This window comes from Halomonas sp. 11-S5 (assembly GCF_029889825.1).
Classification (GTDB): Bacteria; Pseudomonadota; Gammaproteobacteria; order Pseudomonadales; family Halomonadaceae; genus Halomonas.
Window position 1 is genome coordinate 19,656 of record NZ_JARANW010000017.1, and the last position, 14,628, is coordinate 34,283.

Sequence of the window (14,628 nt, forward strand, 5' to 3'; positions counted from 1 at the left end):
CTCGAATGCTCGAACTTCGCCACCTGCGCACCCTGGTCGCCCTGCGCGATGCCGGCTCCCTGGTGGAGGCCGCCGAACGCGTGCACCTGACCCAGTCGGCCCTCTCCCACCAGATCAAGGACCTGGAGGAGCGCCTGGGCAGCCCGCTGTTCCTGCGCAAGACCCGGCCGGTGGAGTTCACCCGGGCCGGCACGCGCCTGCTGACCCTGGCCGAGCAGGTCCTGCCGCTGGTGCGCATGGCCGAGCGCGACCTGGCGCGGCTGGCCGGCAACGAGCAGGGGCGGCTGCACATGGCCATCGAGTGCCACAGCTGCTTCCAGTGGCTGATGCCCACCATCGACCACTTCCGCAACCACTGGCCGGAGGTGGAGATCGACATCCCCGGCGGCCACCACTTCGACCCCCTGCCGGCGCTGGCCCGTGAACAGCTCGACCTGGTGATCACCGCCGACCCCCAGCCACTGCCCGGCATCCACTACGAGCCGCTGTTCCGCTACGAGGGCCTGCTGGCGGTGGCCCGCCAGCATCCACTGGCGGGACGCCCCTTCGTGACCGCCGAAGAACTGGCCGAGGAGACCCTGATCACCTATCCCGTGGAGTATTCCCGGCTGGACGTCTTCACCCAGTTCCTCGACCCCGCCGGGGTGCGGCCGAAGGAAGTGCGCACCGCCGAGCTGACGATCATGATGATGCAGCTGGTGGCCAGCGGACGCGGCGTCTGCGCCCTGCCCAACTGGGCGCTCACCGAGTACCTGGAACGCGACTACGTCAAGGCCGTAGCCCTGGGCGAGAAGGGGGTGTGGAGCACGCTGTTCGCGGCGATCCGCGAGGAAACCCGCGGCGCGCCCTGGATGGAAGACTTCCTGCGTACCGCCCGGGAGACCTCCTTCGCGGTGCTCGAGGGGATCAGGCCGGCGTAGCGTTGCGCCGCGGCAGCAGCAGGGTGAAGCGCGCCCCGCCAAGCGTGGCGCTGGCATCCACCATTACGCTGCCGCCGTGCCAGGCCATGACCTTCTGCACGATGGAGAGCCCCAGCCCGTAGCCGCCGGAGCGGCGGGTGCGGCTGTCGTCCAGGCGCGCGAAGGGCTTGAAGACCTCGCTGCGCGCCGCCGCGGGAATGCCGGGGCCATCGTCCTCCACGTCCAGGCGCACCAGCCGGGGCTCGCTCTGCAGGCGCATCACGACCCGGCTGCGGGCATGGCGGCAGGCATTGGCCACCAGGTTCTGCAGCGCCCGCTGCAGGTAGCGGGGCTCCGCCTGGACCTCCACTTCCGGCCCCTCGTCCAGCTCGATGCGGATGTCACGATGCAGTGGCCGCAGCGCCTCGATGACCCGCTCGGCCATGGCGCGGCAGTCGACCAGCGAGGTCTCGAGCTCGGCGCCATTGGCCGTCTCGCTGCCCAGCCGGGCATAGGTGAGGATCTCGTCGATCAGCTCGTCGAGTTCGGTGATGTCGCCATCGACGCCCTCCAGCTGCCGACGGATCGCCGGATCGTCGGTCATGTCCTCGACCATCTGCACCGCGAAGCGGATGCGCGCCACCGGGGTACGCAGCTCGTGGGAGACGGCGCGGATCATGTCCTGCTGGGCGCGCAACAGCGACTGCACCTGGGCGGCCATGCCGTTGAAGGCCATCCCCAGGCGCCCCAGGAAGTCACCGCTCTCGACCTTGACGCGGGTATCCAGGCGCCCGCCGGCGATGCGGGTCGCCGCCAGCTCCAGCCGCGCCATGCGGGCCTCCACGCCGCGCACGATCAGGTAGATGATCGCCGCCAGCACGCCGAGCAGCAGCACCAGCAACAGCAGCTGCAGCGAGACCGGCAGCGGCTCGAAGGCCTTCACCGGGCCGATGGCCAGCCAGCGGGTCTGGGGGTCGCTGCCGGGCAGCAGGCGGTACATCGCCATGGACCAGCGCCCGGGCAGCAGCCGGATCACCACCTCCCCCTCGGCCAGGCGGGCCAGCTGGCGGGTGTCCAGCCCCTCGGGCGGGGACTCGCTCAGCTGCAGGGGAATGCCGTCACCGGCGACCCGCGCCAGCTGGGCCCGGCGCGCATCGCCCGAGGCCTGGGCGAGCCACTCGGCGAGCAGATCGGTGAGCCCGCGCAGCTGCTGCTCGCTGAGGCTCGCCACGTCGACCTCCAGCAGCTGCTCGCCACCGGGCAGAAGTCGCTGCAGGCGCCAGCCGTGCTCGCCCCGGGGCATGACCAGCACGCGGTCGCGCTCGAGGCGCGAGCGGGAGAAATAATTCAGGGACAAGTCGTCGACCGATACCAGCCGCAGGGTCATGTCGACCTGCTCGGCGCGACTCGCCAGCCAGGCCTGGCGCCCGGCCTCGGGCAAGGCATCAACCCAGGCGGTCAACACCCGCATGGGAGGCTCGACCAGCTGCTCGCGGTAGTGCTCGCGGCGCACCTGGTCGACCATGGCCAGACCCAGCAGGGCCAGACCGAAGGTCAGCAGCAACGCCAGCGCCAGCAGCACATAGACGCGCAGGAAGGTGCTGTCGGCCAGGGTCCGAGGCATGGCTCAGCCATCCCTGACGAAGAGGTAGCCCTTGCTGCGCACCGTCTTGATGCGGTGCGGCTGGTTGGGATCGTCGCCGATCTTGGGGCGAATGCGCGAGACGCGCACGTCGATGGAGCGATCCTGACCGTCGTACTTGATGCCGCGCAGGCGGTCGAAGATCTCCTCGCGGGTCAGCACCCGGCCGGCATTGCTGGCGAGTAGCCAGAGCAGGTCGAACTCGGCACTGGTCAGGTCGATGCGCGCGCCGTCCAGCCAGGCCTCGCGGGTAGCGTTGTCGATGACCAGGTCGTGGAAGGTCAGGCGGCTCTCCTCGCCGACCTCGGCCGGTTCGGAACGCCGCAACAGGGCGCGCATGCGCGCCAGCAGCACCCGCGGCTGCACCGGCTTGGGCACGTAGTCGTCGGCGCCCATCTCCAGGCCCAGCACCTGGTCCATGTCGTCGGTGCGGGCAGTGAGCATCATGATCGGGCCAAGGTACTCGCTGCGCACCCGGCGGCAGATCGACAGGCCATCCTCGCCCGGCAGCATCAGGTCGAGGATCACCAGGTCCGGCTGCAGGGAGAGGATCCGCTCCACCCCACGGGCGCCGTCGGCCTCGACCGTGACCCGGAACCCGTTCGCCTCCAGGTAGTCGCGGGTCAGGCCGGCCAGCCGCTCGTCATCCTCGATGATCAACACGTGATCCTGTTCCTGGGCTTGCAAGCTGTCGTCCATCCTCTGTTCCATCCTGGCGGGCAGGTGAGCGGTCGCGGGGCTCCCGCGGTCGGGAGCCAACGCCAATGGCTAAAGGATACCCGAAATCCGGCATTGCGCCTTCCCGTCGCCATTTGGCGACAGGGAGTGTCTCCGTGGCCCAACGACGGGGCCTGGCGACGGGGTCCATTCTGCCCCCCGGATGGCCACAGCCAATCCACAGGTTATCCACTTGATGGGGCCCGAAAAGCACACTATCTTGTGTTTCTAATCGGCACGGATACTACATCATGTGCCTCAACGATCGACACCATGCCTGTCAACCGTCGCCCGAGAGGCGGCCATCGACCATTCGACTCACCCGTCAGGGACCCCGGCGCCATGGATACCATTGTCACACCGGACGAGCCGTCCGTTTCCGTCACCGCACCCAAGGCCCTGCGCATCATCAAGCGCAACGGCGACGTCGTGCCCTTCGATGCCGACAAGATCGCCGTCGCCATGAGCAAGGCCTTCATCGCCGTGGAGGGCGACAACGCCGCCACCTCCTCACGAGTACGCGACTTCGTCCGCCAGTCCACCGATAGCATCGAGCAGGCCTTCCAGCGCCGCATGCCCGACGGCGGCACCCTGCACATCGAGGACATCCAGGACCAGGTCGAGCTGGCGCTGATGCGCGCTGGCGAGCAGCGGGTCGCCCGTGCCTATGTGCTCTATCGGGAAGAGCACGCCCAGGCGCGCGCCGCGGCCGGCGGTGACATCGTCAAACCGCATCCCAGCCTCAACGTGACCCTCACCGATGGCACCACCCGCCCGCTGGACCTGGGCCGCATCGAGACCCTGGTGTCGGATGCCTGCGAGGAGCTGGCCAACGTCGAGGCCGGCAAGATCGTCGAGGATTCGCTGAAGAACCTCTACGACGGCGTCACCGTGGACGGCGTTTCCCAGGCGCTGATGATGACCGCCCGCACCCTGGTGGAAAAGGATCCCGACTACACCTACGTCACCGCCCGGCTGCTGCAGGACAACCTGCGCCGCGAGGCGCTCTCCTTCCTGGGCATCGCCGACGAGGCCACCTACGGGGAGATGGCCGAGCTCTACGTGCCGGCCTTCAAAGCCTATATCGCCAAGGGCATCGCCTTCGAGCAGCTCGACCCCCGGCTTGCCGAGTTCGACCTCGACCGCCTGGGCGAGGCGCTGGACCACCATCGCGACAACGCCTTCACCTACCTGGGCCTGCAGACCCTCTATGACCGCTACTTCATCCACCGCGACGAGGTACGCTACGAACTGCCTCAGGTGATGTTCATGCGGGTCGCCATGGGCCTGGCGCTGAACGAGGACGACCGCGAGGCGCGGGCCATCGAGTTCTACGAACTGCTCTCGAGCTTCGACTACATGGCCTCCACGCCGACCCTGTTCAACGCCGGCACCGTGCGAAGCCAGCTCTCCAGCTGCTACCTGACCACCGTGCCCGACGAGCTGGACGGCATCTACAGCGCCATCCGCGACAACGCCCTGCTCTCCAAGTGGGCCGGCGGCCTGGGCAACGACTGGACCCCCGTCCGCGCGCTCGGTTCCTGGATCAAGGGCACCAACGGCAAGTCCCAAGGCGTCGTCCCCTTCCTCAAGGTGGTCAACGATACCGCCGTGGCGGTCAACCAATGCTTTGCGCCCGACACCTTGGTCCATACCGCTGAAGGCCCTCGCCCCATCGAGCGGATCGAGTCCGGCGACCTGGTCCTGGGCATTTCCGGCACCTACCGCCAGGTCAAACAGCGGCATCTCTACAACCAGATGGAGTCGATGGTAGCGCTCGACATCAAGCATGCCATCGAGTCAGTGCGCGTCACCGCCGGTCATCCCTTCTATGCACTGCGCGGCGTGCCCTTGGAGCAATCCGCAGAGCGCACGCTTGACTGGCTGCAGAAAGGCAAGGTATCCCCCGACTGGGTGGACGCGGGTCGCCTCCAGAAAGGGGACTATGTCGCGCAGGTCATTCCCACCGAAGTCGTCCCTGTCGACGGCTTAACGGGGGAAGATGCGCGCCTTTACGGTATCCTGCTGGGCGATGGTCATCTCTCGAAAGACGCCATGCAGTGGGGCGTGTCCGGCCACCCTGGTCGCGATTCTCATCTCGACTTCGTGCGTCACTACCTTGAAGCCCGCGGCATTCACTTCTGGGAAACCTCGCGCAACGATCACTATGCCCAGATTCATTGGGCATCGGGTCATGGCGTTCGGCGAGATGCCACCACGGGAAGAATTGCCGGGGCCGGTGCTCCGACACTTCCGTTCCGCCAGGACGATATCTACGACGCCCAGCATGACAAGCACATCAGTCGTCGCTTTGCTCATTTGCCGAAAGCCCAGACACTGGCCCTGATTCAGGGCCTGCTGGAAACCGACGGTGGCGTCTCGCGGGGCACGGAAATCTATTTTACCAGCACATCGCGTGCCCTGGCCGAAAGCCTGCGTTATCAACTCCTGCGCCTCGGCATTCCCACGGCCGGACAGTACCGTGAGCGCGAACAGGCACATACGGGGCGTCGCGTCGATGGCAGCGAGATCCGCTTCGACGGCGTCTGCAAGGCCTATGACATTCGCGTACCCGCCGTTGCCGAGATTGCCGAATGGGTCGGCTGTCGACCCCTTGTCAAGCGCAACTGGCTCACCTACAACGGCCATCTTTTCTCTCGCGTGCGCAGCGTGGACACCATCACGACGCTTCCGTTTGTTTATGATCTGGAAGTCGAAGGTGACGAGTCCTACATGACCACGGCAGGACTGGCGCACAACGGCGGCAAGCGCAAGGGCGCGGTGTGCGCCTATCTCGAGACCTGGCACCTCGATATCGAGGAGTTCCTGGAGCTGCGCAAGAACACCGGCGACGACCGCCGCCGCACCCACGACATGAACACCGCCAACTGGGTGCCCGACCTGTTCATGAAGCGGGTCTTCGATGACGGCGAGTGGACGCTCTTCTCTCCTTCCACCTGCCCTGACCTCCACGACCTCTACGGCGCGGCCTTCGAACAGCGCTACGCGGAGTACGAGGCGATGACACGCACGGGGGAGCTCAAGCTCTACAAGCGCGTCCGCGCCAAGGACATGTGGCGCAGAATGCTCTCGATGCTGTTCGAGACCGGCCACCCCTGGATCACCTTCAAGGACCCGTGCAACCTGCGCAGCCCGCAGCAGCACGCCGGCGTGGTGCACAGCTCCAACCTGTGCACCGAGATCACCCTCAACACCTCGGCCGACGAGATCGCGGTGTGCAACCTGGGCTCCGTCAACCTGGCCCAGCACGTGGTGGACGGAAAACTCGACGGCGAGAAGCTGAGGAAGACCGTGCGCACCGCCGTGCGCATGCTCGACAACGTCATCGACATCAACTACTACGCGGTGCCCCAGGCGAGTCACTCGAACGCCAAGCACCGCCCGGTGGGGCTCGGCATCATGGGCTTCCAGGACGCCCTCTACGCCCAGGACATCGCCTACGCCTCCGAGGACGCCGTCGAGTTCGCCGACCGCTCCATGGAGCTGGTCAGCTACCACGCCATCGAGGCCTCTTCTGATCTGGCCGCCGAGCGAAGCCAGTACCAGAGCTTCGAGGGCTCGCTGTGGAGCCAGGGCATCCTGCCCATCGACTCCATCCAGAAGCTCAAGACCGAGCGCGGCGAGAAGTACATCGAGCTCGACGAGAGCGTCACTCAGGACTGGGACCGCCTGCGCGACAAGATCGCCGGCCAGGGCATGCGCAACTCCAACGTGATGGCCATCGCCCCGACCGCCACCATCTCCAACATCTGTGGCGTGACCCAGTCCATCGAGCCGACCTACCAGAACCTCTACGTGAAATCGAACCTCTCCGGCGAGTTCACGGTGGTCAACGCGCCCATGGTCAATGACCTCAAGGCGCGCGGGCTGTGGGACGAGGTGATGATCAACGACCTCAAGTACTACGACGGCTCGGCCCAGCCCATCGACCGCATTCCGGACGACCTCAAAGCCAAGTACGCCACCGCCTTCGAGGTGGAGCCCAAGTGGCTGGTGGAGGCCGCCGCGCGGCGCCAGAAGTGGATCGACCAGGCCCAGTCGCTGAACCTCTACATCAAGGGGGTCTCCGGCAAGAAGCTCGACGTGACCTACCGCATGGCCTGGTTCCGCGGCCTCAAGACCACCTACTACCTGCGCGCTCTGGGTGCCACCTCGGTGGAGAAGTCCACCGTCGACCGCGGCACCCTCAATGCCGTGAGCAATGGCGCTCCTGCGCCCTCGGCCAGCCCTGAACCGGCCGCCGAGCCCCCCCGCCGGGAGCCACGCGGCGTGGAGGACTTCCTGCAGGGCAAGGGCGGCCAGCGCGCACCGAGTGCCGGCGAGATCGACGAGCTGGGCTGCGAGGCCTGCCAGTAAGCCCAACCAGACACGCATTGCCGCCGGTGAAGCGAGAGGCGCCGGGGACAAGCCGAAGAGGAGGTCCTACGCCAGGGATGGCGTCGGTAGCGCCCAGGGATGGGTTCACAGCGCCTCCTCGCAGGCTTGCCGCCGGATGAGCCTCGAGCGATGAATCCATCTACGGCCCCCAATTAACTCGAGGTAAGTGACATGCTGAACTGGGACGAGTTCCACGAGGACGAGACAACCGTCGCCGAGCAACCCAAGCCGGCTCCCGCTCCGCAGCCCGCTGCCGAGCCCCAGGCCGACAACGCGGCCGTTGCCGAGAGCCGCGGCAGCTACCAGGCCGCCGAGGGCGACCGCCTGGCCCGTGCCCGCCGGTCGCTGGAGGAGCTCGACGTGGCCGCCGGCCTCGAGGAGCTGGAGATGGGCGCGGCACGCATCGAGGTCGACGACAAGCAGATGATCAATGCCCGCGCCGACCTCAACCAGCTGGTGCCCTTCAAGTACGAGTGGGCCTGGCAGAAGTACCTGGACGGCAGCGCCAACCACTGGATGCCCCAGGAAGTGAACATGAACGCCGACATCGCGCTGTGGAAGAGCGCCGAGGGCCTCACCGCCGACGAGCGGCGCATCGTCGAGCGCAGCCTGGGCTACTTCTCCACCGCGGACTCGCTGGTGGCCAACAACCTGGTGCTGGCGCTCTACCGCCTGATCACCAACCCCGAGTGCCGCCAGTACCTGCTGCGCCAGGCCTTCGAGGAGGCGATCCACACCCACGCCTACCAGTACTGCGTGGAGTCGCTGGGCATGGACGAGGGCGAGGTCTTCAACATGTACCGCGAGGTGCCCTCGGTGGCCGCCAAGTCCGCCTGGAGCCTCAAGCACACCCAGTCGCTGGCACGCCCGGACTTCAACACCGGCACCACCAAGACCGACCAGGAGCTCTTGCGCAACCTGATCGCCTTCTACTGCGTCACCGAGGGCATCTTCTTCTACTGCGGCTTCAGCCAGATCCTCTCCATGGGCCGGCGCAACAAGATGACCGGGGTGGCCGAGCAGTTCCAGTACATCCTGCGCGACGAGTCGATGCACCTGAACTTCGGCGTGGACATGATCAACCAGATCAAGATCGAGAACCCGCGCCTCTGGACGCCCGAGTTCCAGGACGAGGTCACCCAGATGCTCCTCGAGGGCACCGAGCTCGAGATCGCCTATGCGCGTGACACCATGCCCCGCGGCGTGCTGGGCATGAACGCGGCGATCATGGAGGAGTACCTGCACTTCATCTGCAATCGCCGCCTGGCGCAGATCGGCTTGAAGGAGCAGTTCCCGGGCGCCCAGAATCCCTTCCCGTGGATGAGCGAGATCATCGACCTGCGCAAGGAGAAGAACTTCTTCGAGACTCGCGTCACCGAATACCAGGTGGGCGGCGCACTGAGCTGGGATTGAACACGTATCCTGACGCCCTGTCCGGCCACACCGGGCGGTGCGTCTTTCATGGCCCGTCAACAGGCACAACAACCGAGGGCAATCCGATGCATGCAACCCAAGCCGTAGCACGTCGCGACTCCCGGGCGTGGCAGTCTGCCCTGGACCAGGCGCTCAGCGCCCATGACAGTGAAGACGCCCTGGCCCGCTATCCCCATGTGGCCTTCGCCTTCCCCTCGGTCTCCCCCAACCCCTACTCGCGGGATTACCCGCTGCTCGATTACCGGGAACTCAAGGAGTGGGCGACCTCACGGGGCTGGCGGGTCCGGCCCGCCCCCGAGCGCGCCCCCGACGGCGAGAAGTACAGCCCGCCGGTCCGCTTCACCCGGCTGAATCAGGGGGCGAGCCGGCATTGATTCACGATGGCCGCGAGCGCTAACGTGGGGTAGGACGTCCAGGGATGACACGGAGGGCTCACCCATGACCGAGCGCAAAGCCAGAAGCGTGATCACGCGGGTCTTCGTGCCCGCCCATGTCCGCGACCTGCCCAACGGCGAGCGGGTGACGGTACCCGGCCATTACAAGGCCCCGCCGCCCCGGCGGTAGCCTGCCTCCCGCCATGCAGCAGCCCATCATCGGCTATCACCTCGACGAGGAAGGCCACTGGGTCGCGGAACTCGCCTGCGGCCACAACCAGCACGTGCGTCATCAGCCGCCCTGGACCGAGCGCCCCTGGGTGACCACCGAGGCCGGGCGGCGCTCGCGACTCGGCCTCGCGCTGGAATGCGTCAAGTGTGATCGTGGCGAGCCTCGGGACAACCCGCGCAGCGACTAGACTGGGGATAGCCACCGGCCGGAGGGGACCCATGGCCGCATCCCGCGACACCCCGACACGCTACCGCGAAAAGCGCGATCCGCGCCGTACCCCCGAGCCCATGGAGGACGGCCGGAAGGGCGACCGGCCACGCTTCGTGATCCAGCAGCACGCCGCCTCCACCCTGCACTACGATGTCCGCCTCGAGGTCGATGGCGTGCTGAAGTCCTGGGCCGTGCCCAAGGGCCCCTCCACCGATCCGCGGGTCAAGCGCCTGGCGATCCCTACCGAGGATCATCCCCTGGCCTATGCCGACTTCGAGGGTGTGATCCCCGAGGGCGAATATGGCGCCAGCACCGTACTGATCTGGGATTGCGGCTACTACCGCAACCTCAAGGAGGGCGACGACCGGTCCTCGGTCGCCGAACAGCTCAAAGAGGGCCATGCCACCGTCTGGCTGGAGGGCGAAAAGCTGCACGGAGGCTATGCGCTGATCCGCACGCACCTGGCCCAGGAAGAGGGTTGGCTGCTGGTGAAGATGGACGACGAGGCCGCCGATGCGCGACGCAACCCCACGTCCACGGAGCCCGAGTCCGTGGTGTCGGGGCGCACCCTGGAGGAGATCCCCGACGGACAGCGCTGAGGCGCCATCACTCCACCGCCCACCACCCCGGCAACCGGGCCCGCACCTCGCGCCGCGCGAAGCGGTCGTCCATCAGCACCAGCGTGCCTTCGTCGTCGGGGCCGCGGATCACCCGGCCCGCCGCCTGCACCACCTTGATCAGCCCGGGGATACGGTAGGCGTAGTCGTCGCCACGACCAAAGCGCGCCGCCAGCCGCGCCTTGAGAGCCTCGTTGAAGGGGTCGAAGGGCGGCAGGCCCAGGGTGGCGATGAAGGCCCCGATCAGCCGCTCGCCGGGCAGGTCGATGCCCTCGGCGAAGGCCCCGCCGAGTACCGCAAAGCCGATTCCCTGCCCGCCCGGCGTGAAACCGGCCAGGAAGGCGTCGCGTGCGGCCTCGCGCATGCCGCGGGTCTGGGCGCGCACGGGAATCTCCGGATGGGCCTCCTGCAACCGTGCCAGGGCCGCCTCCAGGTAGACGAAGCTGCTGAAGAAGGCCAGGTAGTGGCCCGGCCGGCGGCGGTACTGCTCGGCCAATTCGGCGACGATGGGCGAAAGCGATGCCTCACGGTCGCGCAGCCGGGTGGAGATATCGGCGCGGATGCGCACCTCGAGCTGCTCGGCGGCGAACGGCGAGGCGACCTCCCACCACACCGTGGCGACCGGCAGGCCCAGCAGGTCCCGATGGTAGTGGGCGGGACTCAGGGTCGCCGAGAAGAGCACGGCAGACTGCGCCGCCGCGAAGCGCGGCGCCAGGAAGTCCGCCGGCACCAGGTTGCGCAGCCCCAGCACGGCCCGACCGCGGCCATGACGGGCCAGGTCGCACAGCGAGTGGTCGCCGAAGGAGGCCGCCAGGCGGGTGAAGGCCAGCGCCTCGAAGAGCAGCTCCTGAAGCGCGAGGGAGGCCTGGTCGGGGTGCTCGCCCAGGTGCTCGGTGATGGCGCTGGCGACCCCCTGCAGGGCCGCGACCATCCCGTCGGACAGGCCGTCGAGCACCCGGTAGCCAGGTCTGCCCGGCGCGCCGGCCTCACTCATCCCCGCCTCCCGGACCAGCGCCTGCCACTGCCGGGCCAGGCGCCCCAGGGGACGCGCCAGGGCCCCGGGGGCCTCACGGCGCAGCCGGGCGAGGCGGCGCTGGTCCAGCTCGGCGCTGTACATGCCCCGGGCCCGCTCCACCAGGTTGTGGGCCTCGTCCACCAGCAGGCCCAGGCGCCAGTCGTTGGCCCGGGCGAGGCCATGCAGCAGGGCATTGGCATCGAACCAGTGGGTGACGTCGCCGACGACCACGTCGCACCAGCGGGCCAGCTCCTGCCCCAGGTAGTAGGGGCAGACGCCATGGTCGAGGGCCACCGCGCGCAGCGCCTCGCGGTCCAGCCAGCCACCCGCCACGGCGGCCTGGCGCGCCGCCGGCAACCGGTCGTAGAAGCCCGCCGCCAGCGGGCAGGCCTCGCCGTGGCAGGCCCGGTCGGGATACTCGCAGGCCTTGTCCCGCGCGGTGAGCTCCAGCACCCGCAGCGGCTGGGGCGTGGCGTCCGGGCTTCCGGCGTCCGGGCTTCCGGCGTCCGGGCTTCCGGCAGCCCCCTCCCCGCCACCGAGGGCGGCCAGGGCATCCAGCGCCAGCCGGCGTCCCGGCGTCTTCATGGTCAGGAAGGCGACGCGGTCGAGCCCCTGGCGGGGCATGGCCTTGAGCAGCGGAAAGAGGGTGCCGAGGGTCTTGCCGATGCCGGTGGGGGCCTGGACCAGCAGGCAGCGGCCGGTGCTGGCGGCCTTGTAGACGCTCTCCGCCAGGTCGCGCTGGCCGGGACGGAAACGGTCGTGGGGAAAGGCGAGCTCGCCGAGCGCGGCATCACGCCGCTCGCGATGCCGGGCCTCCTGGGCCGCCCAGGCCAGGAAGCGCCGGCACTGGGTCGCGAAGAAGGCCGAGAGCTCGCTGGCGCTCGCCTCGCGGGTCAGCACGGTCTCGCGACCGGTGGTGATGTCCAGGTAGACCAGCGCCAGGGTCAACGAGGTCAGGCCACGCTCGGCACACAGCAGCGCGCCGTAGACGCTGACCTGCGCCCAGTGCAGGGCCCGCTGGTTGTCGGCCATACGCTCCAGGCGCCCGCGGTGGGTCTTGACCTCCTCCAGGCGGTTGGCCGCCGGGTCGAAGCCGTCGGCGCGGCCGCCCACCTTGAGCCCCTCGAAGGCGCCGGAGAGCGGCAGCTCGGCCTCGTATCCTTCGCCCCTCCGCCTTGATACCAGGGCATGGCCCGCGATGCCCTCCCGGGCGCTGGGGGCCGGGGTGAAGCGGTAGTCCAGGTCCCCCTCCCGGGCGGTGAAATCGCACAGCGTGCGCACCGCCACGCGATAGCCCGTCTCCCCGCTCATTCGCCGTCCATCCCCCAACGCACATGGCAGACCGCGGCGGGGATCGCCCGGGCATGGAAGAAGGCCAGCCAGCGCCGCTGGTTGTCCTGCAGCCGGTCGCCGGGGCCCTTCACCTCGATCAACCGGTAGCGTGGCTCGCCCTGCGGGGTTTCGGGAAGGAACTGGATCAGGTCCGGCAGGCCGGCCCGGTTGGCCTTGAGGTCATCGAGCAGGCGCTCGAAGCAGGCACGCAGGTGGGCGGCCGGCAGGCAGGCCAGCGCCCGCTCGAGCAGTGCCTCATCGAGCGCCCCCCAGTGCACGAAGGGCGAGGCCAGCCCCTGCTTCGCCCGCCAGGTGGCGCGGATCGCCTGGCGATAGCTGCCAACGTCGAGCCGGGCCAGGCAGGCATCGAAGCGCTCGCGGCGGCGGGCCACGAAGTCCTCGCGGTACAGATCCGCCGGGCCGTGGTGAAAGGGGTGGAAGAAGGCACCGGGCAGCGGCGCGAAGAGCGCCTCCCAGCAGAGCAGGCCGAAGAGCCCGGTGAGCAGGCTGTTCTCCACGTAATACACCGGTGCCGCATCGCGGTGCAGGTAGTCGCGCACCGCGGCCTCCACCGGGCCGGGCGGCAGGGTCAGGGTCCACTGTCGAGGGGCCGGCTCGCGGCGTGACGCCGGCAGGGAAAGCCCCAGCCGGCGACGCAGCCGCAGCACCAGCCGTCCCAGCGCCTGGGCCTCCTCCTCGCTGGCCGGAGCCTCGGCCAGGGGCTCGGCCAGGGCCAGGGCCGCGGCGTGCTCCCCGCGGCGCTCCTGCAGGCGCAGGTGGCGGATGCGCGCCTCGACGATGCCGGTATGGCCCGCGTCCGGCCAGCCGGCCTGGGCATAGAGGGCGAGGGCCGGCTCGCCCTGCCCCTCCCGCTCCGCCTGGCGCCCCAGCGCCACGCAGAGCCGCCGATGCCGCGTCGCCAGCCAGGCGTTGTCGGCCAGCGGCGCAGGCAGCTCGGCCTGTAATACCGATACCGCCTCCCCGGCCTCGAGCCGCTCGCGAAGACGGTGCAGGGCCAGGTAGACATCCACCTCCGTACGAGAGCTGAAGGCCCGAGAGTCGGCGGTGATCGCCACCCGCTCGAAGCGCTGCAGGCCGAGTTCGGTCAGCACGAACTCGGCCCAGTCCTGGTGCAGGTTGCCGAAGAACATCAGCCGCAGCCGGTCGCAGCTCGCCATCACGGCGAGTCGCACGACGCGGTCCGGCGCCGCGGGCCACCAGCCGGAGAGCGGGCGAGCCTCGGTGAGCCGCGGCGCCAGCGCCTCGAACAGCGCGGCCTTGCCGGTGGCGGCGGGCAGCCCCGCGGCGGCGATCTCGCCGGCCAGGGCACGACGCAGCTCGGGTAGGCGCAGTTGGCGGAAGAGCTCCGCCAGGCCGAGCGCGGGAGCGGCCTCGACCAGGCCCTCCTCGACCAGGGGCGCGAGCGCCGCCGCGGTGTCGCCGATCTCGGGATAGCCCAGGCGCGAGGTGCGAAAGTGCTCGCCCTTGCGCATCACCATGCGCACCAGCAGCGCCTGCGAAGCCTCGGGCAGGGCGGCAAAGTCCGCCAGGAAGCCGTGCTCGGCCGCGTCCAGCAGGTCACCGTGGCGCTCGGCCACCCACGCCAGCACGAAGCGGAAGTTCGCCAGGTAGTAGCGCGGGTCGTCCAGGGGGGCGGTGGCCGACGCGGAGGCAGGCATACTGTTCATGCATCCATGGTATCAGCCCTTACCAGCCAACTCACTGTTCCACGGGGCTGACCCGGGGACAGGCCCCGGA

The 14,628-nt window shown here is 68.8% G+C and carries 11 protein-coding genes; 7 read left to right on the plus strand and 4 right to left on the minus strand.

The genetic code is table 11. From position 1 onward, the window contains the following. The first annotated feature begins 5 nt into the window (after positions 1-5). Complete coding sequence (locus tag OP497_RS12070; protein WP_280548711.1) at positions 6-920, plus strand: LysR family transcriptional regulator; 915 nt, start codon at positions 6-8, stop codon at positions 918-920. On the opposite strand, the gene OP497_RS12075 is transcribed toward OP497_RS12070, so the two are convergent. Both OP497_RS12075 and OP497_RS12080 read right to left on the minus strand, forming a co-directional pair. Then, positions 907-2,523, minus strand: a complete 1,617-nt coding sequence (locus tag OP497_RS12075) for an ATP-binding protein (RefSeq protein ID WP_280548713.1) — start codon at positions 2,521-2,523, stop codon at positions 907-909. The genes OP497_RS12070 and OP497_RS12075 overlap by 14 nt on opposite strands. A gap of 3 nt (positions 2,524-2,526) precedes the next feature. Beyond that, on the minus strand, positions 2,527-3,240 hold the full coding sequence (locus OP497_RS12080) for a winged helix-turn-helix domain-containing protein (RefSeq protein ID WP_280548715.1): 714 nt from the start codon (positions 3,238-3,240) through the stop codon (positions 2,527-2,529). A 360-nt stretch (positions 3,241-3,600) separates the two neighbouring features. Between OP497_RS12080 and OP497_RS12085 the strand changes: the two genes are divergently transcribed. The 6 genes from OP497_RS12085 (at position 3,601) to OP497_RS12110 (ending at position 10,505) form a co-directional block, all read left to right on the plus strand. After that, on the plus strand, positions 3,601-7,635 hold the full coding sequence (locus tag OP497_RS12085; protein ID WP_280548717.1) for a ribonucleoside-diphosphate reductase subunit alpha: 4,035 nt from the start codon (positions 3,601-3,603) through the stop codon (positions 7,633-7,635). A 192-nt stretch (positions 7,636-7,827) separates the two neighbouring features. Further along, the gene (locus OP497_RS12090; RefSeq protein ID WP_280548718.1) at positions 7,828-9,069 is read left to right on the plus strand and encodes a ribonucleotide-diphosphate reductase subunit beta; all 1,242 of its coding nucleotides are present in this window, start codon (positions 7,828-7,830) and stop codon (positions 9,067-9,069) included. Positions 9,070-9,155: 86 nt separating this feature from the next. After that, entirely contained in the window at positions 9,156-9,464 is a 309-nt protein-coding gene (locus OP497_RS12095) for a hypothetical protein (protein ID WP_280548720.1), read from the plus strand. 64 nt (positions 9,465-9,528) lie between these two features. Then, the gene (locus OP497_RS12100; RefSeq protein WP_280548722.1) at positions 9,529-9,654 is read left to right on the plus strand and encodes a hypothetical protein; all 126 of its coding nucleotides are present in this window, start codon (positions 9,529-9,531) and stop codon (positions 9,652-9,654) included. A gap of 13 nt (positions 9,655-9,667) precedes the next feature. Further along, positions 9,668-9,883, plus strand: coding sequence for a DUF3565 domain-containing protein (locus tag OP497_RS12105; RefSeq protein ID WP_280548724.1), 216 nt, complete (start codon positions 9,668-9,670; stop codon positions 9,881-9,883). A gap of 31 nt (positions 9,884-9,914) precedes the next feature. Further along, a complete protein-coding gene (locus OP497_RS12110) occupies positions 9,915-10,505 on the plus strand; it encodes a DNA polymerase ligase N-terminal domain-containing protein (RefSeq protein ID WP_280548726.1) in 591 nt (196 codons plus the stop codon). Between the two features lie 7 nt (positions 10,506-10,512). On the opposite strand, the gene OP497_RS12115 is transcribed toward OP497_RS12110, so the two are convergent. Beyond that, positions 10,513-12,849: an ATP-dependent DNA helicase gene (locus OP497_RS12115; RefSeq protein ID WP_280548728.1), complete on the minus strand. Its 2,337-nt coding sequence runs from the start codon at positions 12,847-12,849 to the stop codon at positions 10,513-10,515. Then, a complete protein-coding gene (locus tag OP497_RS12120; RefSeq protein ID WP_280548730.1) occupies positions 12,846-14,558 on the minus strand; it encodes a VRR-NUC domain-containing protein in 1,713 nt (570 codons plus the stop codon). The genes OP497_RS12115 and OP497_RS12120 overlap by 4 nt, the downstream gene beginning before the upstream one ends. Between the last annotated feature and the right edge of the window lie 70 nt (positions 14,559-14,628).

What these genes read in the sequence shown, in the direction of transcription:
- OP497_RS12070 (WP_280548711.1), top strand. Translation starts at nt 6, where the DNA reads ATGCTCGAACTTCGCCACCTGCGCACCCTGGTCGCCCTGCGCGATGCC.
- OP497_RS12075 (WP_280548713.1), bottom strand. Translation starts at nt 2,523, where the DNA reads ATGCCTCGGACCCTGGCCGACAGCACCTTCCTGCGCGTCTATGTGCTG.
- OP497_RS12080 (WP_280548715.1), bottom strand. Translation starts at nt 3,240, where the DNA reads ATGGACGACAGCTTGCAAGCCCAGGAACAGGATCACGTGTTGATCATC.
- OP497_RS12085 (WP_280548717.1), top strand. Translation starts at nt 3,601, where the DNA reads ATGGATACCATTGTCACACCGGACGAGCCGTCCGTTTCCGTCACCGCA.
- OP497_RS12090 (WP_280548718.1), top strand. Translation starts at nt 7,828, where the DNA reads ATGCTGAACTGGGACGAGTTCCACGAGGACGAGACAACCGTCGCCGAG.
- OP497_RS12095 (WP_280548720.1), top strand. Translation starts at nt 9,156, where the DNA reads ATGCATGCAACCCAAGCCGTAGCACGTCGCGACTCCCGGGCGTGGCAG.
- OP497_RS12100 (WP_280548722.1), top strand. Translation starts at nt 9,529, where the DNA reads ATGACCGAGCGCAAAGCCAGAAGCGTGATCACGCGGGTCTTCGTGCCC.
- OP497_RS12105 (WP_280548724.1), top strand. Translation starts at nt 9,668, where the DNA reads ATGCAGCAGCCCATCATCGGCTATCACCTCGACGAGGAAGGCCACTGG.
- OP497_RS12110 (WP_280548726.1), top strand. Translation starts at nt 9,915, where the DNA reads ATGGCCGCATCCCGCGACACCCCGACACGCTACCGCGAAAAGCGCGAT.
- OP497_RS12115 (WP_280548728.1), bottom strand. Translation starts at nt 12,849, where the DNA reads ATGAGCGGGGAGACGGGCTATCGCGTGGCGGTGCGCACGCTGTGCGAT.
- OP497_RS12120 (WP_280548730.1), bottom strand. Translation starts at nt 14,558, where the DNA reads ATGAACAGTATGCCTGCCTCCGCGTCGGCCACCGCCCCCCTGGACGAC.